The organism is Chlamydia ibidis 10-1398/6, assembly GCF_000454725.1.
Classification (GTDB): Bacteria; Chlamydiota; Chlamydiia; order Chlamydiales; family Chlamydiaceae; genus Chlamydia; species Chlamydia ibidis.
Map to the genome: position 1 here is coordinate 19,919 of NZ_APJW01000001.1, position 22,455 is coordinate 42,373.

Genomic DNA, 22,455 nt, shown 5'->3' on the forward strand with positions numbered 1-22,455 from the left:
TAAACCCCAGGTGTTACCGCAGACTCTTATCAACTAATTTTATCAGATTTCCGTATATGGGTACGTTTGGGCTGTGCAGCCGAAGAACGGTATTTTGCACAACCTGTCTTGGTTTCCGTGACTTTATCCTTTTCGGACAAACGGCCTTCTTGCTGTGTTTCAGATAATCTTGCTGAAGCGTGTTGCTATGTAGCAATTACTACCTTGATAGAAGAAATTGCTAATAGCAAGTCTTATGCTCTCATTGAACACCTAGCATACATGTTAATGGAAGGATTGGCTGCTCAATTCTCCGATAAAGTTTCTAAAATAGAAATACAAGTAGGGAAGGAGCGCCCTCCAGTACCTAATCTTCTAAAACCCATTTCCTTCAAGATAACTAGGAATTATTAATGTCCTCCCTAAAATTTGTTTGTTTAAGTGTTGGTTCCAATTTGGGTAACCGCCTGATGTATTTTCAAAAAGCCTATAAATTACTGAAAGATATTGGATTACAAGATCTACGCAGTTCTATTGTTTTAGAAACAAAGGCACTATTACCTACTGATGCTCCTAGCGAATGGGACTTACCCTTCTTAAACTCTGTCATTATTGGGAAAACTTCTCTCTCCTGTGAAGATCTTCTATCAAAGATTAAAAATATAGAAATAACACTGGGTAGAGAAATATCTAGTACGCAATGGGCTCCACGAGTCCTAGATATTGATATTCTCTTATATGGAAATGACGAAGCTCCATTTACCCATGAAACTTGCATAACACCTCATCCAGAACTACTTCGTCGTCCTTTTTTTATATCCCTGATTGCATCCTTATGCCCACAAAAACGTTTATATCAACCAGGATCACAATATCATTTAAAGACATTTCTAGAACTCGCCCATTTATTACCCTGCACACCTGATATGATTCTTCGAAGTCTAGCTCCAAGCACTTTGTTGATGGGAATAGTTAATATCACAAACAATTCTATATCAGACGGTGGTCTATATCTTGAACCAACAGCAGCAGTGGCTCACGCCGAAAAACTCTATGTTGAAGGAGCCGCTATTGTGGATCTAGGAGCACAAGCTACAAATCCTAAAGTAAAAGCTTTGCTATCCGCAGAAGAAGAATGGCAACGCCTCGAGCCAGTCCTAAATATACTGTCTGAACGCTGGTCCGGATTTTTACAGTATCCCGATATCTCAATAGATACATTTTATCCTGAAATAATAGAAAGAGCTGCGAAAATTTATCCTATTCGTTGGATTAATGATGTTTCAGGGGGATCTAGAGAAATGGCTCAGCTAGCTAAAAATTTAGGTATTTCCTTAATTATTAATCACTCATGTTCTTTACCTCCTCGAGCTGATATAACTCTTGGTTTTACGACTACGGCAGTCGATCAATTGTTAATCTGGGGAGAAGAACAAATTTCGACTTTTACTTCCTTAGGTTTGCCTAAAGAACAGATTGTTTTTGACCCAGGCATAGGATTTGGAACCACAGCTATTCAATCGATGGAAATTTTACTTAATATGGAAAAGTTCCAAACTTTAGGCTGCCGCACGCTTGTAGGACATTCTAGAAAATCTTGTTTGTCCCTACTTGGACAATTTGATGCCACTAATCGAGACTGGGAAACTGCTACACTTTCCGCATGTCTACAGAGACAAAATGTGAATTATCTACGCGTGCATAACGTAGAGGCAAACCAACGTGCATTAACTACTGCAGCTTGGTCAGGGGTATCATTATGACAACAATCCTAGGTATAGCAGCTTGTGCCTCTAATGGAGTAATGGGGAAAGCCGGGTTGTTACCCTGGCATTATCCAGAAGATCTTGTTTTTTTTAACGAAATGATAGGAGATCACCCCATTATCATGGGGAAAAAAACTTTTATAAATTTGCCCAAAAAATATTTTACCAAGCGTAAGAGCATCGTATTTTCTAAAACAGCTCATAAAGCAACAGAGGATTTGCTCTGGGTTACTTCATTAGAAGAGTTTTCTATGCTGCAACTACCTAAAATAAGCTATCTCATAGGTGGAAGTGAAGTTTTCAACCTCTTCCTAGAACAAAATCTCTTAAAAGGGTTCTATATAACACACATTAAAAATCAGTATGAGGGAGATACGTTTTTTCCATTATCTAAGCTAAAAACTTGGGAATGTAAAACTTTACGAGAAAACAAAAACTTAAAAATCTGTTACTACAAACCTCATAGAAAACATCTATAGAACAGCATATGCAAATTTTGCCAGTGTCTACTCCTAAAATACGTCCTTATGATGATTTATCTTCTATTTTAGTGAATGCTCTACCTCGATTGGAAGAAAAATCGATAGTAGTAATTACCTCGAAGATTATCAGTCTCTGCGAAGGTGCTATTGCTGATCCACATACTATTACCAAAGATGATCTCGTTAAACGAGAAGCAGAAGCATTTATATATTGTGAACGTTACGCCATGTATCTCACAAAAAAACATGGTGTACTACTACCCTCTGCAGGCATAGATGAATCTAATGCTGAAGGATATTATGTCCTTTATCCTAGAGATATACTCAAATCTGTAAATACATTAGGTATGTGGTTGAAAGAGCACTATGGAGTACACGATTTAGGTGTTATCATTTCTGACAGCCATACTACTCCCATGCGACGTGGGGTATTAGGCTTAGGTCTGTGCTGGCATGGATTTCATCCTTTATACAGCTATGTAGGTAAGCCCGATTGCTTCGGCCGTCCTTTACAGATGACACATATTAATCTCTTGGATGCTCTAGCAACTTCTGCTGTACTTTGTATGGGAGAGGGCAATGAGCAGACTCCATTAGCAATCATTCAAAATGCTCCTAAAGTTACATTCCATAATCAAATGACATCGCAAGAGGATTATTTAGCTCTCTGTATTGGCGGGGAGGAAGATCTTTATGGCCCCATATTGCATGCTACAACCTGGGAAACATTACACTAATTCGGAGGTTTTCATGAAACCATGTTTAAATTTATTAGATCAAATCATTAAAGAAAAACATATGTTAAATCATACTTTCTATATGAAATGGTCTGCAGGAGAGCTTACCCAAACACAACTTCAAAACTATGCTAAAGATTATTATTTACATATCAAAGCATTTCCTAAATATATCTCAGCTATTCACAGTCGTTGTGATAATTTAGCAGCCCGTAAATTATTATTATCTAATCTGATGGATGAAGAAAACGGTTACCCTAATCATATAGATCTATGGAAAAATTTCGCCTATGCTTTAGGCGTTAGCGAAGAAGAATTAGAGAGCCATACACCTAGTCCTCAAGCTCAAGAGAAAGTCGCAACATTTATGCGTTGGTGTACTGGAGACTCTCTCTCTGCAGGAGTAGCAGCTTTGTATACCTACGAAAGCCAAATTCCAACAGTTGCAGAAACAAAAATTGAAGGGTTAAAGAAGTATTTTGGTTTTTCAAATCCCCAAGACTATGAATATTTCACCGTACATCAGGAATTAGATGTCAAACATTCTCAAGAAGAAAAAGAACTGATAGAAATGCTTCTGAATAATGATTGCGGAAAAATTTTACAAGCAACAAGAGACGTGACAAGCGCCCTTTGGAATTTCTTAGGATCCTTCCTCGATGAGACTCCTTCAGAAACTCCTGTCTCTAACGGACAATCCAAACGCTGTGGATGTTGTCGTCATTAAGATTTGCAAGAAATTCCCTGCTCTATAGAAGCAGGGAAAATACATTCTTCACTATACAGCAGTATGAGATACTTCTGCTGTTTTCGTTTCTTCAATAGCATTCGCTTTATTCTGGCAGGTTACTTCGTAAATACGTTTTTCTAATTCTGCAAATAACGGTTTATTACGCTTAAGTTCTTCCCGTACTGCTTCACGCCCTTGTCCCAGCTTGCGCTCTTGATAATTAAACCAAGATCCCTTCTTATCAATGATATTATGCTCAACTGCAAGATCTAAAATGCAACCCGCGGAAGAAATGCCTTCATTAAACAAAATATCAAATTCTGCTGTTCTGAATGGAGGAGCTAGCTTATTTTTTGCTACTTTAACTTTGATACGGTTACCGAGATCTATACTATCACTGCCTTTGATAGAACCAATACGACGAATATCGATACGTATTGAAGAATAGAATTTTAACGCTCTACCACCTGTCGTTGTTTCGGGATTACCAAAGCTAACGCCTATTTTTTCTCGAATTTGGTTAATAAAAATGGCACATGTCTGAGTACGTGCTAACGTAGCTGTAAGCTTGCGCAATGCTTGTGACATCATACGCGCCTGCAATCCTACATGCACATCACCAATTTCTCCTTCGAGTTCACTCTTAGGGACTAATGCAGCGACAGAATCTATTACAATGACATCTACAGCACCAGACCGTGCTAATAGCTCAGCAATGCTCAGAGCATCCTCACCACAATCGGGCTGAGAAATCATCAAATCATCAATATTTGCTCCTATCAAAGAAGCATAGCTAGGATCTAAGGCATGCTCAGCATCAATATAGGCAGCAATACCACCCATCTTCTGAGCATTCGCGACAATATGTGTAGCTAAAGTAGTTTTTCCGGAAGATTCAGGACCAAAAATTTCCACAATTCGTCCCTTCGGTACTCCACCAATTCCAAGAGCCAAATCTAAGGATAACGCGCCTGTTTTTATAGTTGAAATTTCATGGGACGCAGAATGCTTCCCAAGGCTCATAATAGATCCAGAACCAAACTGTTTTTCAATATACGCAACAGCTGCTTCTAATGCTTTTTTGCGATCGGGGACGTTCATAATGTAGGAGCTCCTTTGTTACACACCTCCCATGCTACGATCCTTACACTATAAGGATACTGAGAAAAGATAGTACCCACCTCTCCCGCAGCTTAACAAAAGATGTTATAATATTCTTGTGACAAGTATCCAATCTAGACTACTGTCCGACCTTTATGGATAACCCACTTTTTCATGCCAGTCAAGACAGAATACATAAGTACGCAGAAGAATAGCACCAAACTAAATAACCATCTGTCTAAGAAGATTCAGAGTACTCTATGATAAGCGGGAAGAGCCATCATACACGGTCATCGCGTTGTTGACAATCTACTGATCGAGATAAAAATTTTAAAAAAATATTAGCAAAGAAACAAACTACTGACAGGAAAATCATGAGACTCCCTAGTTAAATAGGGCACGTGTTGTTCGCGATAACCTATACCAATAGAAAGTGTATGAAGATGTTGTGCAAGCCAACGATCATAATATCCTCCTCCATAGCCTAAACGATATCCATCGTTATCAAAAGCTAAACCGGGGACAAGAACATGAGTGATATCAGTGGTCGGAAATATATCCAAATCAACATTGGAAAAATCTAAGGGGTTAGTAAGTTGTGATAGTACATCAATACTTCGAACAATCACAGGCACCATAGTTTTATTGGAGATATGGGGCAATATGAGAGTGCAGTGTTCCAAAATAGCAGTATTCGCTAGACGAGTGGAAATTTCTGACTTATAGGAAACAAAAGACATAACACACGCATTCTTAGGAAGGGTGTGCACAAAATCTCTTAACTTTAGGGACGCTTCTATAATCCGAAACTGCGGCAAACAATTACGAACTTTTTGCAAATGGTTGCGCAAAAATTTTTTCTCAGATTGTTTTTCTGAAGATATGATCTGCATGCTAATCAATCAAGGGTTTGCCATCTTGATAGGGGATTTTTTTAATAACTGTTCCTGAAGACGTGAAGAAAACAGCAGTGCCACAACCTTTATCTACTTTAGCATAGGGATAACGATCTCCAGGGCGAAAATATTCACCTTTAACGAGAAGCTCATTATCGTACTCCTCTGTAGCCATAATTTCTCCTTCAGGGTAGTACAATGTAAGTAAACCAGATTTTTTGTTATTTACTAATTCCTTACAACTTTCTAAGTTGCCATTAGGATACCATGTTTTTACTGTTCCCTGAAGAATACCCTGATTCCATGTCAACAACAAGCGTGGTTTATCTGACCCTGGGTAAAAGAAACACTCCTCACCATGCTTGACTCCATCTACAACAAAGTAGGTTTGAACAATATTTTCACCCAAACTGTCGAATACTATAACTTCGCCTTTTTGCTCTCCTCGAGAAAAAGTCCGAGTTTCTACAACAGCGTGTTTCCCATAAATAGATTGTACACCGTTACCGTTTATGACTTGCGATACTATCTTCTTAGCTTCACAATCTAGATAACATCCGGTTACTAAACTACCTTTGTTATATTCTTCTTTAGATAAAACAACATCTGAACCTTCAGAACAACGAATACTTACACCATGTTTCTGGCCATTTTCATAACATTGTTTTTTCAGAAGATCTCCTTCCTGAGTAAATGTTAGAAACTCTCCGTGAGCCTTCCCTTTGCGATAAGGACATTCTTTCCAAACTTGACCATTTGGATGATAATAAAATGAAACTCCTTCCAATAATCCTTTTTCATAGCTAATTGCTGCTTCCAATATCCCTTCATCATTGTGAGCAAGCGTTATCCCGTCAAATAACCAGCCAGATTCAGCAGAAGGATGTAAGTCAGCAATCCCTCCAATCACCTCGGCTTGTATTTTAATTTTCCCATTACTATGCCACTCACGATACCGACCACAAGCACGGTTATTTAAACACTCTAGATATTGATGAATTTGACCGTTAGCATAATAGGTTGTCAAACAAGCAACGCTCTCTCCCTTGGCATTCTTATACATACGCATGACTTTTTGATAAGGCTGAGGAGCAAGAAAATTAATTTTAGCATACTTCTTTAACTTCTCTTTGGAACAGATAGTCTCCGATAACCCATTCCTATCAATAATATTCACACCTGTTAATGTTAATTTCTCATACCTTCCTTCACCACATAAGGGAGTAAAAGAAATGAGAGAAAGACTGCAGATAAAGAAACTAACTTTTCTTATAAACATCGACTTATAGCCTCAGCATTTATAAACCACACCTCGTTACCTAAAGGCGTGACATGTTTGGTCATCTCCCAATGTGTAAAAAACGCTAGGGGAGCATTGGAATTATCAGGATTAAGCAAATAGAAGATCTCCTGAATATTTTTACTATCAACCTCTACAGGAGATTGTAATCTGATACATATGAGATCGTCACCTAAATCTTCTGTAAACCAGATTAAACGATTGTTACTATTATTAATCGTTTTTTGCCTGGCCCAAACTTCCTTACTATGTGTTATTAAAGAGTCTTTAGGTAAAGAAGCTAAAGTTTCTCTCTCTTTTTGTAGCAAAATAATAGCTTGACTGGCTTGCTGAAAATCTTCGTAACGGAATGACTTACGATTAAGCATCAATGCTGTATTCTTTTTGGAAATAGCAGCTGAACGATCTCTTTCTAACTTTAAGGAAAGCACATGGGAATTTAATAGCTGCAAGCGTTTTGTTTTAGCTACATGTCTGTAAATAATCCCGGCAATAGGGAAACTACACACAACACTTAAAACTAACAAAATACTCACAATATAAGATCTTTTCATAGATCCCCCTGGCCAATAAGATTAAATTGTAATTCAAAAGTACGCTGATCAGCATCGAGATGAGTTACTTCAGTATTGTTAAAATGCGGGCTTAAAGATATCTTTTTAAAAAACATAGTCATGTCTTCAGGGTCTCCACTACCTTTGAGGACAATATTTGCTTTATAAGGTGCTAGCGGATCTTCTTCAGAAGGGAAGCTGGTTAAAAGGTAGGAAAAATAAGAAAATTTGACTGATGGGGTGCTCTGAGACAGGTTCCCAAGCATTATCATAACTTCCTGACTTGTTAAAATTGTAGGCAGGTAAAGATATGGTGATTCACAACATAACGTTTGTCTTTTCACGAGATCCTCGACACCATCCAGAGACCACGGTATCTGAGAAATTTCTGGACAAGCTAGGCAAAGATTTTCCCTAACCTTAGAAGAGAGCAGGGAAAGTTTGCTAAAAGATACAAAACCTACCGCTACCGCCGACAATAAAGCAAGTCTGCCTATGGTCCAAGCAGATCGCTTAAACCAATAAGTTTGTGCTATATTTGAAATCTGATATGGGTCGTAAGGAAATATTGCAGCTTTATTAGAAGCCCCGTGATAGGCGGATATAATCGCGTCACCATAAGTTTTCCAAACATCTGCGTCAACTCCAAATGTAGGTACCGTACAAGAGATCAAAGACAACGGCAATATCTGCGCCAATTTGTTAAACAAACTTTCAGAAATTCCCACAATATGTATACCGGCTAAATCGACAGAAGTATAAGTTTCCTGAAAATAGCGAAATGTTGAAGCTATTTGCTCGTGAACATTTTCACAAACATTAGAAAACGATCTCCCGAGAATTACGGATCTGTTTTGCACAAATAAACAAGAAATTTCTTCAGATCCTTGATAAATTAAAAAATAGGCGGGCAATGTTTTTAAAGGAGTCTGCTCAACTAAGAAAAAAATATCTGCCAAGTGGCAAGAAATAATTCCGGGAAATAGCCCGAGATGATTTACTATCCCTAATTTCTCTTCTATGGAACTTTTTTGGGTAATCCATAATGTTATCGGTGTTTCCCCTTGAGTTGTTTTTTGCCCCAACCTGGAGAAAATAGAGAGGGAATCTAGCGGTAATGCAGTATGAGTTTCTAGATCCGATAAAGCAACCTGTAAAAGATTTTTTTTCTTCTTCAAGCTAGAAAAAAAACTTTTGACTAGACTGTTTTGCCCTCTTATTGAAAGGGTCCCCTTGGATGTAAAATACTTTTTTGATATCGATAACGGTCCATTATCACTACACTGTTTGCATTCGGCAACTATCCAGCCTTTGCATGTTTTCTGCAAAATTGCTATTTTGGTTGCATTGTACGCGTCATGACTTAGACCGATATGATATATGGGTAGCTTAAAATCCATAGAGCAGTGATTCTTAAAAAATAAAGGCAATCATTTTAAAGCATAAATGGGTCTTTTTCAAGAAAAACACATATTAATTGTTTATAAATAGAGAAGGAAATAATGCTATCTTATTTCTTAAGAACTGCAATTAACATTTATAGTTTTCTAATTTTAGTATATATTCTTGCATCGTGGGTTCCAGAATGCCACAGAATGAAGTGGTATCAATATGTGCATAAATGCGTAGAACCTTACCTAAGCCTGTTTAGAAGATTCATCCCTCGTATTGGTTTTATTGATTTCAGCCCAATGGTCGCACTCTTGTGCTTAGAGATTGTTCCATTTCTTGTATTAAGAACCTTACGTTTTATTATTCTTAGTATATTTCAATCTGCATGGCTACTCCAGTATATATAAAAAACATTTTACTCAGATCTCCCGTAGTTTACGCGCCTTTAGCTGGGTTTTCTGATTTCCCCTACAGGAAAATGTCGTCTTTGTATAACCCTGCCTTAATGTTTTGTGAAATGGTTAAAGTAGAGGGTCTGCTTTATTCTCCCAAACGCACATTAAAACTTTTAGATTACTCTGAAGATATGCGGCCTATTGGAGGGCAGTTATGTGGTAGTAAACCAGAAATGGTAGGAGATGCTGCCAAGATGCTACAGGACCTAGGTTTTGATTTAATAGACCTTAATTGTGGTTGCCCAACAGATAGAATTACAAAAGATGGAAGTGGCTCTGGAATGTTAAAAACACCAGATCTAATAGGGAAAATGGTCGAAAAAATTGTAGAAGCCGTCTCTTTGCCTGTCACTGTGAAAATACGCTCTGGTTGGGATACGAATAGCATTAATGTAGAAGATACTGTACGTATCATCAAAAACGCAGGCGCTAGTGCAATATTTGTCCATGGAAGAACTCGAGCTCAGGGTTATGTGGGTCCTAGCAATCGAGAATACATAGCAAGAGCTAAGATAGCGGCGGGAAAAGACTTCCCAATATTTGGTAACGGCGATATTTTTTCACCAGAGGCAGCTAAGGAAATGCTAGAGACAACCAAATGTGATGGGTTGCTCGTAGCTCGCGGAACAATGGGAGCTCCATGGGTCACGAAGCAGATTGAAGATTATCTCACCACTGGCACTTATGAAAACGTTTTATTTCCACAAAGAAAAGAGGCTTTCTTTCAACATTTACAGTTAATTCAGGAATATTATCAAAGCGAAGAAAAATTCCTTTCAGAAACTAAAAAACTTTGTGGACATTACTTGATTTCTGCAGCTAAAGTACGTTCTCTACGCTCTTCTTTAGCAAAAGCACGGTCATCTGCAGAGGTATATAAACTGTTAGAGGAATACCAAGAATCTGACGTGGAAACTCAGAATTCTTCTGCTTTAAATAAGTGTTGAGACAAAAATTTAGCTAACTGAAACATATCTATAGGTTCGTTGCCTATAATAGCTCCCAGTTTAGCATCAGGAATTAGAAGTCGCTTGTTGTCCTGCGCTTGTAGGTTATGCAATTTAATATATTCCCAAACTTTTTTAGTTGCATCTCCACGCGAGACTGGTTCATTACCAATCATAGCTGCGAGTTGCGGAGAGGGAGAAAGAAGTGGGCTGTTGTTTTTCTTAACGGTCTTATCTTTAGAAGATTTTGTTTTCTTTGTTTTTTTTACAGATTTTTCAGAAGATCTCTTTTTTGCTAAGGATTTCTTTTCATAGGGGGTTTTGGGAGTACCTTCGTACTTAGAACGAACTGCTTCTATAGTATTCCCTATTACACTACAGTCAGGATACTCAGAACAGGAATAGAAAATCTTATTATAACGGGATCGTTTCTTTAAAATTTTCCCAGAACAGCCAATAGCAGGGCAATCTACAGGCTCTTCATGCTCACTCTCTTCGCCTCTTTTATGAATAGAAATTGTTCCACGGCACTTAGGATAATTAACGCATCCCAAGAAAGTTCCGAAACGTCCATGACGTACTTTCATTTCATTGCCACAAATCGGGCAAGAGCTATCCCAAGGAGTATCTGAAGCATAATCGTCTTTGTTAAAAGCAAGCTCTTCTTCTGAGGTCTTATAGTCGCACTCAGGATAACCAGAACAACCATAAAAATAGCCGCTTCTGCTCCAAATTTTTACAAGTTGACCAGAGTGACATTTTGGGCACTGTATGTCAGTAAGAATTCTAGGTATTACTGCCTCTTTTTCCGCAGTAGTAACAGCCGGTAAAAATTGATCCCAAAATTCCTTGAGAAGAAGTTTCCATGACTTTTTATCATCGGCAATGAGTTCAAGCTCATCCTCCATAAGAGCAGTGAAACCTATATCCATAATTCTCGGAAAATTGGTTTCTAGAAATTGAGATATAACTCTGCCTAGCTCTGTCGGACGTAAACGTTGATTTTCTTTAGTAGTATAGTCCCGACTTTGTATCTTATTCATAATTGTCGCATACGTAGAAGGGCGGCCTATACCTGATTTCTCCAATTCTTTAACCAGAGAAGCCTCTGTGAATCTAGGTAAGGGTTTAGTAAAAGCTTGTTCTTGGGTAATTTCTTCCTTTTCTAGACTATCTTGAGCATGTAAAGCTGGTAAAGCGAACTCTTCCTCTTGTTCAGCATCATCATCATTCTTCTCCTCATAAACAGCCAAGAAACCTTTGAACTTCAGCATTGAACCTGTGGCACGCAAATCGATTTTCTTATCTGTAGCAATTTGTATTGCCAAAGTATCATAAACCGCTGGGGTCATCTGAGAAGCAACAAATCGTTTCCAAATCAATGAATACAGTTTATACTGATCTTCAGACAATTTATCTTGTAATTGATCCGGAGATAAACGAATATCAGTGGGACGAATGGCTTCGTGAGCATCTTGTGTCATCTTCTTAGTAGAATAAATATTCGCTTTCTCAGGAAGATATTCTTGACCAAACAATTGATGAATGTACTCTCTGGCAGATGCTAAAGCCTCGGGATCAATACGAACCGAATCAGTACGCATATAGGTAATCAAACCCGTAGCATCGTCATTGTTCAGCTCTATCCCTTCATATAAAGTCTGAGCAACAGACATAGTTTTAGATGAAGAAAAACGAAAATGGCGACTAGCTTCTTGTTGCAACGTTGAAGTAATGAAAGGAGGAGCCGGATTACGACGCTTTTCACGGGCCTCTATGCGTGACACCATATAAGAAGCATCTTCCAATAATTGTACGTAGTACTGAGCTTTATCAGCTGAATTAATCAGCAACACATCGGCTTCAGTTTTCTCAGCCGGAAGATCTTTTTCCCAACGTTTACCATCGCAAGCGTACAAATATGCCCAAAAATTCTTACCACTTTTGGGATCCTTAAGTAAAACGCGTATATTCCAATACTCAGTTGGAACAAAAGCTTCTATAGCTTTTTCTCTATCAACAACTAACTTTAAAGCTACAGATTGAACGCGCCCGGCAGATATTCCTGAACGTTGTTGCAACTTTCTACTTAGAATAGGAGAAATCTTGTATCCCACAATGCGATCTAACAAACGTCTAGCTTGCTGAGCATTGACTAAGGACATATCAATTTCTCTAGGATGCTTTAAAGCTTCAGTAACAGCACCCTTTGTAATCGCATTGAATGATATTCTTTGCGTACGTGTATTTTTGGGCAGCTGATTCGCTATATGCCATGCAATGGCTTCCCCCTCACGATCAGGATCTGGTGATAGATAAACAACATCGCAATCAGCTGCTAGTTTACAAATACGATCTATTACGTCCTTCTTATCTGGAAGTACCTGATACTGCGGTTCAAAATCATGATCAACGTCAATTCCAAACTCCTTCGCAGGAAGATCAACGACATGCCCTAAAGATGAAGCAAAAATAAAGCCCTTACCTAATAATTTTTGCAGGGTTTTAATCTTAGCAGGAGACTCTACTATAATTAGGGACTTCTTCATCTATCTATCAATGGCGTATTTGCTTAAAAGAACTCTTTTGCAACAATAACGCCGTTCCTTATTTTGTAATTTTGCTTCTTTATATAAAAATTTTCCTCATGCAGGCATAACATATTTATTGCAAGCTTTCGCTATTTAAACAGTATTTATGCGAAACATGGAGGGGAATTATTAGCTCGACGTATCCTACAGATTTATAAGAACTTTCAACCACCTTTTCCAAGATACCGAGGTAATGATAAGATTACTTAAATCCGGTGTCGTAATATCTGTAACACCTCATTCTATGAACAAATAACCCTCTCAATGCCAAGCTAATCCATGCATAACTACCGCAAAAGTAGAAGAATCAAGAGCAGAAGATAAACTTTTAAGTTTTCTTCTGTCAAGCTATAAACAAAAGTTTTATTTTTAATGATGCTGCAAACGCAAGCCAATCATATTTCCCAACCGTTATTGAGTTTAGGTATGATTCTTTTCAAGCGATTTTACTCTACAAATAGCCAAAGCCTCACCAATTTTGATTACTAGAGTATAGTTTTTTTCTTGTTGACGAGCGTTTTTTATTTTAACAATAAGTAAACGAAATACAATACCACCAGCGAACGTTGCTGCAAGGGAGCCTAATGTGACTCAATTTGATTCTACAAGTCCGCCCTCATCTACGGAAGATGATCTAATTCAGTTAAACAGAGCAGGAATCATAGCTGGGCCTGAAGAACTAAAGCTTAGCTTTTTTCTAAGAGTAGAGGAAATTCTAAATAACGCCCCTGAATATCCCGAAATTTTTCCTCAACGATTGAGAGATTTATTTGATATCTATCCTGATCATCTAACAGTTTTGTATTCGAACGAAGGCATGGATGTTTGGGAAGGTGGGTGCACTTGGATTCTAAATAACCATGTAACCGTTCAATTACGTAAACAACTCCACAAAGCTGCCCGTTGGTTAGGAATTTATTCTAAAGAAGAAATTTTAGCACATGAAGCTGTACACGCAGCACGAATGAAGTTTTACGAACCCATGTTTGAAGAGCTTCTAGCTTACCAAACCTCTTCTTCTGTAATTCGCAGATTTTTGGGCCCATTGTTTCGCTCTCCCGGTGAAAATTATAGCTTTCTTTTATTTACTATAACAGGGATTGGTCTCTCCTTATGGGAACCTATTGTGGGTATAGCCACCATTCTTTCAACTCCCATCTATTTCGGTGCACGCCTATTAATTACACAGTACTTCTTCCATCTTGCGAAAAAAAAATACGTAAGATGTTAGGCATTCCTCCTCTATGGGTTTTACTAAGACTTACGGATAAAGAAATTCGTATGTTTGCGTCGCAACCTATTCCGGTTCTTGAAAAATATGCAAGAGAAAGAAAACTGGATAGTGTACGTTGGAGACAAATCTATCTGTCTTATTTCGTATAATCTACTTTGTGCTGTAAAGCAGCTTTACAATTAAATACAAAAACGTTGCTTTCTTTTATGTGCGGGTAAGATGTTCAGCTGCTCACGATATTTCGCTACAGTTCGTCTCGCACAAGATATACCCTGAGTGGCAATTCTCCTACTAATGTCGACATCTGACAAAGGAGACTTTTCAGATGCAATCCATTCCTGAATCCATCTTAATATGAGATCTTTTGAACAACAAGAATTCTGAGAAACAGATTTAGGAAGAAAATGTTTCATGGGCAATATACCAATAGGAGTTGCAAGCGCCTTGTTCTCTATAGCACGGAATATTGTAGATTCATGAAATGCTAAATCACGGGATAAAATTTTAACAGATAAGGGACGAGGAATAAGCTCTTCACCAAGAAGATATTGTTCCTGATAGAGGATGATTTTCTCCACTATTGCAAATAAAGTTCGTTCTCTTTTTCTTAAATTCTTAATTAACCATTTTGCTGAAATGAGGTACTGGTTTAAACACTTTCTTTCTGAATGCGATAACGTTTCATAAAGGGCAAAAATCTCGTTATTCAGTTTAATCTCTGGTAAACCCTTTCCATTAATCTGAATTTGCCAAACCTGACCATCATGAGATAAATATACGTCAGGTAGAGGAGATAATAGATCTGTTTTCCCTTTTGCATACCCAGCTGCTGGAGACCAAGGAATGGAGGACAGAGCTTTTTTCAAAATACTTCGAAGGTCTTCTAAAGAGCAACGGAGTTTATGAGACAATTTAACAAACTCGCAATTAGCTAAAAGGGTATAGTGGTTAGCTATAATCTCGTAGGCACGCGGGTGCTCCGTTTTTCGTAGATTCCGCAACCAGTACGCCTGTAACGAAGGTGCTGCTACTCCTAATGGGTGAAATTCTTGGATGTTTTCCCAAATTTTCAGGACTTTTTCCAAAGATACTTCTAAATGTAAAGCTACGAATTCTGGATCCTGAAGAAAAAGTCCTTGATCAGAAAGATTACCTATAATGTACTGAGCTATAATGAGATCATGATTTTCAGAAAATGTTTGACAAGCCTGATTGAACAAATGATGAAAAAATGAATCTGGATGAGAAAAGTCACAAAAGTTGGCACGATAAGAACAAAAGGTATCTTCTTCTAAAGAGCTGATGTCAAAAAAAGGATTATGCACTATCTGCTGTGCTACATAAGAAGAAAGTTCTGTTAAAGGGAATTGGAGCATCTGCAGCCCTTGCTGCATACGCAGAGAGGGCTGATATTTTAATCCGAGTCTTTGGTTTTGTTGAACCATAAGCTAACATACTTGAATCAAGTAGTCCCTAGGAATTTCTTTAAGAAATCTGCTAGGTTTCATTGCGCGAACTGTGCCCCAAAGAAACCTTGTTTGCGCAGCTGTGAGGTAAAGAAGATCTTGAGCTCTAGTAATCCCTACGTAACATAACCTTCGTTCTTCTTCAAGATTTTCATAACTACCCTTAGAATTCGCATGCGGGAAAAGGTTTTCTTCTAGTCCAACAACAAAAGCTATACGAAACTCTAACCCTTTCCCATTGTGTATGGTCATAAGATTTACACGGTCTTCCTCTAAAGCTGTGTCGTCCGTGGAACTTTTTAAAGCAAGATCGTCTAAAAAAGTTTCCAAAGCACCTTCAATATTTTGCTGTTCCCATTCAAATGTTTTCGAAATTAACTCATCTAGATTCGCCTTTCTATCCTCGAAAGTATCGGGATCTTCTTTTAATACTTGTAGATAACCTGTGATACGTATAGTTGCTAAAACAAATTCATTAAGAGGAAGAGTGTTATAAGCGACTTCTAATTGCTTGAATACACTTAAGTAATCACGCAAACCCTCCTGTTGTTTTTTGGATAATTTTACGCATCCAGTATCTAAAGCAATTTGGCACCCCTCAAGTAAGTTACAGTTATTTTGCAACGCAAACTCTACTAAAGACGCAATGGTTGATGGTCCCACCCCCCTTTTAGGAAGGTTAACAGTACGATCAAAAGCCATAATATCTTTCCTAGCTATGAACATTCTCAAAAAAGCTAGAATGTCTTGTATTTCTTTACGCTTGTAAAAAGATAGTCCACCAAGAATCTCATAAGGAATACGTCTACGTAACAGAGCATCTTCGAAAGTTCTAGATTGGAAATTCGTTCTATAAAATATACATATATGACGTAAAGAGACCTTCCCGTGCTGATGAATACGCAGTATCTCTTTAGCAACAAATTCAGCTTCTTCTTTATCCGTGCTCCCTAAAAAAACACGAATTTTTTCACCAGGCCCTTTGACACTACGTAATTCTTTTTTCAGCCTGGATGTATTATTCTGAATCAACGCATTAGCTGCGTTTAAAATATTACCGTAACTTCGATAATTTTCCTCTAACCGTAAAACGCGAGCTTGAGGATAGTCTCTCTCAAAATTTAAAATATTATGAATATTAGCACCACGCCATGAATAAATAGACTGATCTGGATCACCAACTGCAAAAACATTCCGATGATTTTTAGCTATTGTTTGTGCAATTTTATACTGCGCATGATTCGTATCTTGGTATTCGTCTATCAACAAAGCTTTCCACAGTTGTGCATACTCCTCTCTTGCCTCAGGGACCTGATCAAATAACTTAACAGTCAAAAATAATAAATCATCAAAATCTACAGCGTTTGCTTCAGCAAGACGTGCTTGGTACTCTTTATAAATAGAAACTACGGGATCAAGATAATCTTCAGGATTGAGGTCTTCAGGAGATAACAAGCGGTTTTTCGCTTGTGAAATATGATACTGAATACTACTGCTGAGGTTTTTTTTCAGATTAAATTTTTGCAGACACTGCTTTAATAACTTTTCTGTGTCACTTTGATCATAAATAATAAAATTATTATCCCGATTTAATAAATGTATCGAACGTCTTAAAATAAACACTCCTAAACTATGAAACGTGCATACCATAGGAATATCAGCTCCGTAAACCTGAGGAGATTGGTTTACAATACGTTCTTTTAGTTCTCTTGCGGCCTTATTAGTAAAGGTAACCGCAAGAATTTCCCTAGGTGCAATGCCTTCATTAATCATATGAAGAATACGATAGGTAACAACACGTGTCTTCCCAGCACCAGCGCCCGCTAAAATTAAAACCGGTGTCATTGGAGAGGTCACAGCAGTAAATTGGGCTTCATTTAATTCAGTGGTTAACATAATTGTATCCTAAATATTTAGCTGACGTCTGGAAAATAAGATAATAAGGGGACTAAAATTAATATAATGCAGTCAGTATACTGCTCATTACAACTATAGGAGTTAGTAAGTCATGCGTCATGCTTTTACTATAGATCAGCTTCCCTTGTCTTGGCAAGAGCAGCTTCACGAAGAATGGTCTCAACCTTACATGCTCAGATTAAGAGATTTTTTAACCTCTGAGTATGCCCAACATACAATATATCCTGCTAAAGAAAACATTTTTACAGCTTTAAAAAGCACACCTTTTGAAAAAGTACGTGTTGTTATTCTAGGTCAAGATCCCTATCCTGGAGAAGGGCAAGCACATGGTTTGAGCTTCAGCGTTCCTAAGGGACAAAAACTTCCACCGTCTCTTGCTAATATCTTTCGTGAATTAAAAACAGACTTAGGAATAGACAACTCTACAGGTTGTTTACAATCTTGGGCAAATCAAGGAGTACTCCTACTTAATACTATTTTGACAGTACGATCAGGAACACCTTTATCTCACGCTAACCAGGGGTGGGAACAGTTCACTGATGCCGTTATCACTAAGCTAATTCAACAACGTTCCCATATTATATTTGTATTATGGGGAAATTCGGCTAAAAAAAAGTGCGATTTACTATTTCATTCCAATCATAAGCACGCTATTCTAGCTGCTCCCCATCCCTCACCTTTGGCTGCACACAGAGGTTTCTTCGGCTGTTCTCACTTTTCAAAAATTAACTATCTCCTTAAAAGGCTAAATAAGCCTATGATCAACTGGAAACTCCCATGAATGAAAGTATTCAAACTGTTTCTTTTAGCAAGACTCACCGTCTCACAGCAAAAGCAACAGTAAGTTTGGAGATGCCTTTAGCAACACATAGTCTACATCAAGAAGGTATGCCAGAAACACGCCGCTTAGAGGATGATTTTTTACGAGCGGAAGCTATACTTACTGAAATGCAAGAAATTCGTTGTTGCCTAGAAAGGTCTCTAGATAATCTAGTTCCTCGTAGCTAAGCTGCATTCTAACAAAGCTTGTAAATGAGGATATAATTTTTGTAGGGCTTTAGCTCTATGGGACACTTGATTTTTTACTTCTTCTGATAACTCGCCGAATGTCTGTTTATAATCATATTTTAAAAATAGACAATCATAGCCAAAGCCTGAGGAACCTCGTTCGTGGTGGCCGATGTATCCTTCACAGATCCCCCGAGCTTTAAAAATTTTTCCTTCAGGAGAAGCAAGTACTATACAACATTCAAAATACGCAGATCGGTCAACTATACTTTCTAAAGACGCCATCTGTTCTAATAGCTTTTTTCTGTTGTCTTTATCAGTAGCACGATCTCCAGCAAAATTAGCGGATAACGGGCCTGGCAAACCGTTTAATGCAGGGACCATAAGCATAGTATCATCGGCTATCACCCAGCAATTTAAGTACTTCGCAGCATGAAGGGCTTTTTTCAAAGCATTTTCTTCAGGAAGAGAACCTGTTTCCTTGGGAGGATGATATTCAGGAAAATCCGTTAAAGAAAAGATATCAAAGCCTTTCAAACGCTTCAAAAAGCTTTTCGTTTCCCTTATTTTATAGCCATGAGAGCTAGCAATGACTATTTTCATACACTTCTCCTAGGAAAATGAAGAAACAACTATTTTTGCTCCATTCAGAACAGAAAATACCCAGCCTGTCAGCTTAGATAATTTTCATAAAAATTCTCATTATCAAAATTTATTTCCAAGAAAGTATCCCCAAGCCAATTCTATTACAAGTATATTGTTATTGAAACAATTTTATCCACGTACTACCTAGATTTATACGTGCAAAATCTCTAATGTAATCCAGTAGTTTGTTAAGATACAGATGTTGCTAAAAGATATCTTTCTTTATTAGCTGTACCTAATCATAGGAACATAAATTGATGGATTTTCTCCTTTAATCAATAGGCAATATGAAGGTTACTGTTTGGATCATTATTTGTATCTGTTTCCCTTCTTTCGGATTCTCTCAGGTGTTGGTAGGGCTTGATCGTGTTTTCCAAGAAGAAACTTTTACAAACTGGATAAAAGATAAAAAAATCACACTTATCACTCACAGTGCAGCCATTAACAGTCAAGGACAAAACGCCCTTGTTGTGTTTTCGGAAGGTAAAAAAGACTGTCTTCTTAATATCTTATGTACTTTAGAACACGGGTTTTATGGCGCCACTCCTGCAGAAACTCCCGAATATAACCCTTCTATTGATAGAATACGGACAGTGTCTTTATATGGAATCTCAGAAGTCCCTCAACACGCTGTAGAAGGTAGTGATATTTTAGTTTACGATGTCCAAGATGTAGGGGTAAGATCATATACATTTGTCACCTCGTTACTACACATAGTTAAAGCATCAGAAAAATATAACATTCCTTTGATAATCTTAGATCGCCCTAATCCTATGGGGGGTAATGTTATAGATGGTCCTCTGCCAAAAACAAATTCTGGTTATATTCCTGAAATCCCTTACTGTTACGGAATGACGCCAGGAGAACTTGCGTTATTTTATCAAGCAAAATATGCCCCTCAAGCACAAGTGAAGGTCGTTCCCATGAAAGGATGGAAACGTTCAATGACTTTCGAAGAAACTGGTTTAGTTTGGATACCAACAAGCCCACAAATGCCCAATGCTCAAACTACGTTTTTCTACGCAACAACAGGCGTGATTGGGGCTCTCTCAATTGCAAGCATTGGAATAGGATATACGTTACCTTTTCGAGTAATCGGCGCCCCCTGGATGAATGGAAAATTGGTAGCAGAGGAATTAAATAAAGCTCGTCTTCCTGGCGTTACGTTCTACCCTTTCTGCTACGAACCATTTTTTGGGAAATATAAAATGGAACTATGCTCTGGAGTATTCATTGTTCTGAATAATCCTAAAGCATTTTTTCCAATGGAAACTCAATGTACAATTCTGGGCATTATAAAAACTTTGTATCCTAAAGAAACAGCAGAGGCGTTTAAAACATTAAATAATATCCCAATGAGAAGATCATCCATATGTCGCAGTCTAGGAGGCCAAGAATTTCTGCATATCTGCCAACACGAAAAATTTATTACCTGGCCATTGCGAAAATTATGCATGGATTCCAGAGATACCTTTCAAAATTTACGCCGAGCATATCTTTTGCCTGAATATTCTGATGAAATAAACAATTAGAAAATCACATGAATACGCTGTAGCGTACTATCAAAAATCACCAAATTTGACAGGAATTTTTATTGTTTCTATAAGACAGTTAGGAGAGCGTCACGCTTCTAAACTATCAGGAAATCGATAGGAACAGAGTGTCTAAACTATTTAAAAATAAGCTAGAAGGATTACAAGCTTTACAAAGAGGAATCCATAACCTATCCAAAATAATATGCCCAACTTTAGGACCACAAGGCTGCCAGGCTATTATTAAAAATGGATCATCAATTCCCTATACCACAAAAAATGGCGCTATAATTGCACAAGAGTTCTTATTGCCAGAAAAAACCGAAAATGTGGGTGCTAAACTTATTAAACAAGTAGCTCAACAAACCCGTACGCAAGTAGGTGATGGAGCAACAACTACCATTATTCTGGCAGAAGCTTTATTTTCACAAAGTTTAAAGGGAATTGAACTAGGGATAGATCCTTTGGATATTAGACAAGGCATAACCCTAGCAACAGGACAATTACTCCAAGAGCTGGAAAATAACAAATATATATTAGATTCTCCTGAAGATATTTTTCGCACAGCAAAAGTCTCCACAAATTACGATGCCGAGATAACAGAGTTAGTTACTAAACTCTTAGAAACGGCAGGTCCCTATGGCAAAATATCAGTCATGGAATCCGCGCATCATAAATATCCTTTAATTTCTACAGCACATACAGAAATAGATATAGGATATGCATCTCCTTATTTCGTAACGGATCCAGAGGACATGGAAGTTGTTTACCACAATGTCTATGTTCTATTATGCCAGCAATCACTATCTTCCCTTAACGAATCGTTTATTCATTTTTTAGAAAAGGTGGCTCAAGAAGAAAAATACCCTCTGATCATTATAGCTGAAGATTTTGATCCTCAAATTTTAGCAACACTAGCTGTAAATAAAATTAGAGGAGGACTTCCTATTTGTGCTCTTAAAACAACACAGTCCGCAAACAATATAAACTTAGAAGACATCAGTGTGCTCACCGGAGCATCTATTGTAGGGAATATTTCAGGAGATTCTTTTGATAATGTGTCCTTAGGAGTTCTTGGTTTTGCAAATAAAGTTTTAATCACTAGAAATTCTATAATATTCTCCAAAGGACATGGGGATAGAGAAAAAATTGCCAAACACATTTTGACTCTACATCAAGCAAACCAATTCTCTGTTCAACAAACAGACAATTTACTAGAACAACGTCTATCTTATTTCTTAGGAAATAAAACGAATATCTATTTGGCTAAGGAAGAAAATCAGCAGTTTAAAAATAAAAAACTCTTTCTAAAAGAAGCCATTCAGGCAACAAAAATAGCAATTTCTGGCGGAGTTGTTGTTGGAGGAGGAATTGCTCTGATGAGATCAGCTCTCTCTCTATCTATTCCCAAAGATCTATCTCCTGGAATCGCGTATGGTTATAAAGTTATTTTAGAAACTGCAAAAATTCCCTTAAAAGTAATATTAAAAAATTGCGGACAATATACAGATTATAATTGGAATATTATTGTAGAGCATTCTGATAAACATTTTGGATATAATGCAGTAAACGAACAATTTGAAACCTTGATGAATGCTAAAGTATTCGATCCCTTACTAGTCGTTCAAACTACCTTGAGAAACGCAGTATCTATTTCAAATCTGCTACTAATGACGTGACGTGCTCACTGGTTCAACTTTGTCAAAAACAAAAATATTAAAAT

General features: G+C 37.6%; 20 protein-coding genes and 1 pseudogene. 12 read left to right on the top strand and 9 right to left on the bottom strand.

The window, feature by feature from the left end; translation table 11 throughout:
• Positions 1–36: 36 nt before the first annotated feature.
• Genes folB through H359_RS00105 form a run of 5 tightly spaced genes read left to right on the top strand, consistent with a single transcriptional unit; the run spans position 37 to position 3,691 of the window.
• Positions 37–393 carry a dihydroneopterin aldolase gene (folB, locus tag H359_RS00085; RefSeq protein WP_035392240.1) on the top strand — a complete coding sequence of 119 codons (357 nt, stop codon included), beginning with the start codon at positions 37–39 and terminating at the stop codon, positions 391–393.
• On the top strand, positions 393–1,742 hold the full coding sequence (gene folP, locus H359_RS00090) for a dihydropteroate synthase (RefSeq protein ID WP_020370675.1): 1,350 nt from the start codon (positions 393–395) through the stop codon (positions 1,740–1,742). Before folB ends, folP begins: the two co-directional genes overlap by 1 nt.
• A complete protein-coding gene (locus H359_RS00095) occupies positions 1,739–2,224 on the top strand; it encodes a dihydrofolate reductase (protein ID WP_020370676.1) in 486 nt (161 codons plus the stop codon). Before folP ends, H359_RS00095 begins: the two co-directional genes overlap by 4 nt.
• Before the next feature lie 8 nt (positions 2,225–2,232).
• On the top strand, positions 2,233–2,964 hold the full coding sequence (locus H359_RS00100) for a putative folate metabolism gamma-glutamate ligase (RefSeq protein ID WP_020370677.1): 732 nt from the start codon (positions 2,233–2,235) through the stop codon (positions 2,962–2,964).
• A 13-nt stretch (positions 2,965–2,977) separates the two neighbouring features.
• Entirely contained in the window at positions 2,978–3,691 is a 714-nt protein-coding gene (locus H359_RS00105) for a CADD family putative folate metabolism protein (RefSeq protein WP_020370678.1), read from the top strand.
• Between the two features lie 51 nt (positions 3,692–3,742).
• Here H359_RS00105 and recA read toward each other — a convergent pair whose 3' ends face one another.
• The 5 genes from recA to H359_RS00130 form a co-directional block, all read right to left on the bottom strand.
• A complete protein-coding gene (gene recA, locus H359_RS00110) occupies positions 3,743–4,795 on the bottom strand; it encodes a recombinase RecA (RefSeq protein ID WP_020370679.1) in 1,053 nt (350 codons plus the stop codon).
• 341 nt (positions 4,796–5,136) lie between these two features.
• Positions 5,137–5,688: a 5-formyltetrahydrofolate cyclo-ligase gene (locus H359_RS00115; RefSeq protein ID WP_020370680.1), complete on the bottom strand. Its 552-nt coding sequence runs from the start codon at positions 5,686–5,688 to the stop codon at positions 5,137–5,139.
• Between the two features lies 1 nt (position 5,689).
• On the bottom strand, positions 5,690–6,970 hold the full coding sequence (locus tag H359_RS00120) for a toxin-antitoxin system YwqK family antitoxin (RefSeq protein WP_020370681.1): 1,281 nt from the start codon (positions 6,968–6,970) through the stop codon (positions 5,690–5,692).
• Positions 6,961–7,545, bottom strand: a complete 585-nt coding sequence (locus tag H359_RS00125) for a hypothetical protein (RefSeq protein WP_020370682.1) — start codon at positions 7,543–7,545, stop codon at positions 6,961–6,963. The genes H359_RS00120 and H359_RS00125 overlap by 10 nt, the downstream gene beginning before the upstream one ends.
• Positions 7,542–8,945 (bottom strand): hypothetical protein, encoded by a 1,404-nt coding sequence (locus tag H359_RS00130; RefSeq protein ID WP_020370683.1) that lies wholly within the window; start codon positions 8,943–8,945, stop codon positions 7,542–7,544. Before H359_RS00130 ends, H359_RS00125 begins: the two co-directional genes overlap by 4 nt.
• A 102-nt stretch (positions 8,946–9,047) precedes the next feature.
• Between H359_RS00130 and H359_RS05035 the strand changes: the two genes are divergently transcribed.
• Both H359_RS05035 and dusB read left to right on the top strand, forming a co-directional pair.
• On the top strand, positions 9,048–9,344 hold the full coding sequence (locus tag H359_RS05035; protein ID WP_081031114.1) for a YggT family protein: 297 nt from the start codon (positions 9,048–9,050) through the stop codon (positions 9,342–9,344).
• Complete coding sequence (gene dusB / locus H359_RS00135; protein ID WP_020370684.1) at positions 9,323–10,339, top strand: tRNA dihydrouridine synthase DusB; 1,017 nt, start codon at positions 9,323–9,325, stop codon at positions 10,337–10,339. The genes H359_RS05035 and dusB overlap by 22 nt, the downstream gene beginning before the upstream one ends.
• Here dusB and topA read toward each other — a convergent pair.
• The gene (topA, locus tag H359_RS00140; RefSeq protein ID WP_020370685.1) at positions 10,309–12,888 is read right to left on the bottom strand and encodes a type I DNA topoisomerase; all 2,580 of its coding nucleotides are present in this window, start codon (positions 12,886–12,888) and stop codon (positions 10,309–10,311) included. The two genes, dusB and topA, sit on opposite strands and share 31 nt — an antisense overlap.
• A 628-nt stretch (positions 12,889–13,516) precedes the next feature.
• On the opposite strand from topA, the pseudogene H359_RS00145 reads away from it, so the two are divergent.
• Positions 13,517–14,313 (top strand): annotated as a pseudogene (locus H359_RS00145) (hypothetical protein).
• A gap of 30 nt (positions 14,314–14,343) precedes the next feature.
• Here the strand turns inward: H359_RS00145 and rpoN are convergent.
• Positions 14,344–15,609, bottom strand: coding sequence for an RNA polymerase factor sigma-54 (gene rpoN, locus H359_RS00150; protein ID WP_020370688.1), 1,266 nt, complete (start codon positions 15,607–15,609; stop codon positions 14,344–14,346).
• 3 nt (positions 15,610–15,612) lie between these two features.
• Positions 15,613–17,526: an ATP-dependent helicase gene (locus tag H359_RS00155; protein WP_020370689.1), complete on the bottom strand. Its 1,914-nt coding sequence runs from the start codon at positions 17,524–17,526 to the stop codon at positions 15,613–15,615.
• Positions 17,527–17,638: 112 nt separating this feature from the next.
• Between H359_RS00155 and ung the strand changes: the two genes are divergently transcribed.
• Both ung and H359_RS00165 read left to right on the top strand, forming a co-directional pair.
• Entirely contained in the window at positions 17,639–18,328 is a 690-nt protein-coding gene (ung, locus tag H359_RS00160; RefSeq protein ID WP_020370690.1) for a uracil-DNA glycosylase, read from the top strand.
• Positions 18,325–18,555 (top strand): hypothetical protein, encoded by a 231-nt coding sequence (locus tag H359_RS00165; protein WP_020370691.1) that lies wholly within the window; start codon positions 18,325–18,327, stop codon positions 18,553–18,555. The genes ung and H359_RS00165 overlap by 4 nt, the downstream gene beginning before the upstream one ends.
• Here H359_RS00165 and rdgB read toward each other — a convergent pair.
• Positions 18,538–19,158: an RdgB/HAM1 family non-canonical purine NTP pyrophosphatase gene (gene rdgB / locus H359_RS00170; RefSeq protein ID WP_020370692.1), complete on the bottom strand. Its 621-nt coding sequence runs from the start codon at positions 19,156–19,158 to the stop codon at positions 18,538–18,540. The genes H359_RS00165 and rdgB overlap by 18 nt on opposite strands.
• A gap of 329 nt (positions 19,159–19,487) precedes the next feature.
• On the opposite strand from rdgB, the gene H359_RS00175 reads away from it, so the two are divergent.
• Both H359_RS00175 and groEL read left to right on the top strand, forming a co-directional pair.
• Complete coding sequence (locus H359_RS00175; RefSeq protein WP_020370693.1) at positions 19,488–20,732, top strand: DUF1343 domain-containing protein; 1,245 nt, start codon at positions 19,488–19,490, stop codon at positions 20,730–20,732.
• Positions 20,733–20,860: 128 nt separating this feature from the next.
• Positions 20,861–22,411 carry a chaperonin GroEL gene (groEL, locus tag H359_RS00180; RefSeq protein ID WP_020370694.1) on the top strand — a complete coding sequence of 517 codons (1,551 nt, stop codon included), beginning with the start codon at positions 20,861–20,863 and terminating at the stop codon, positions 22,409–22,411.
• Positions 22,412–22,455 lie beyond the last annotated feature (44 nt).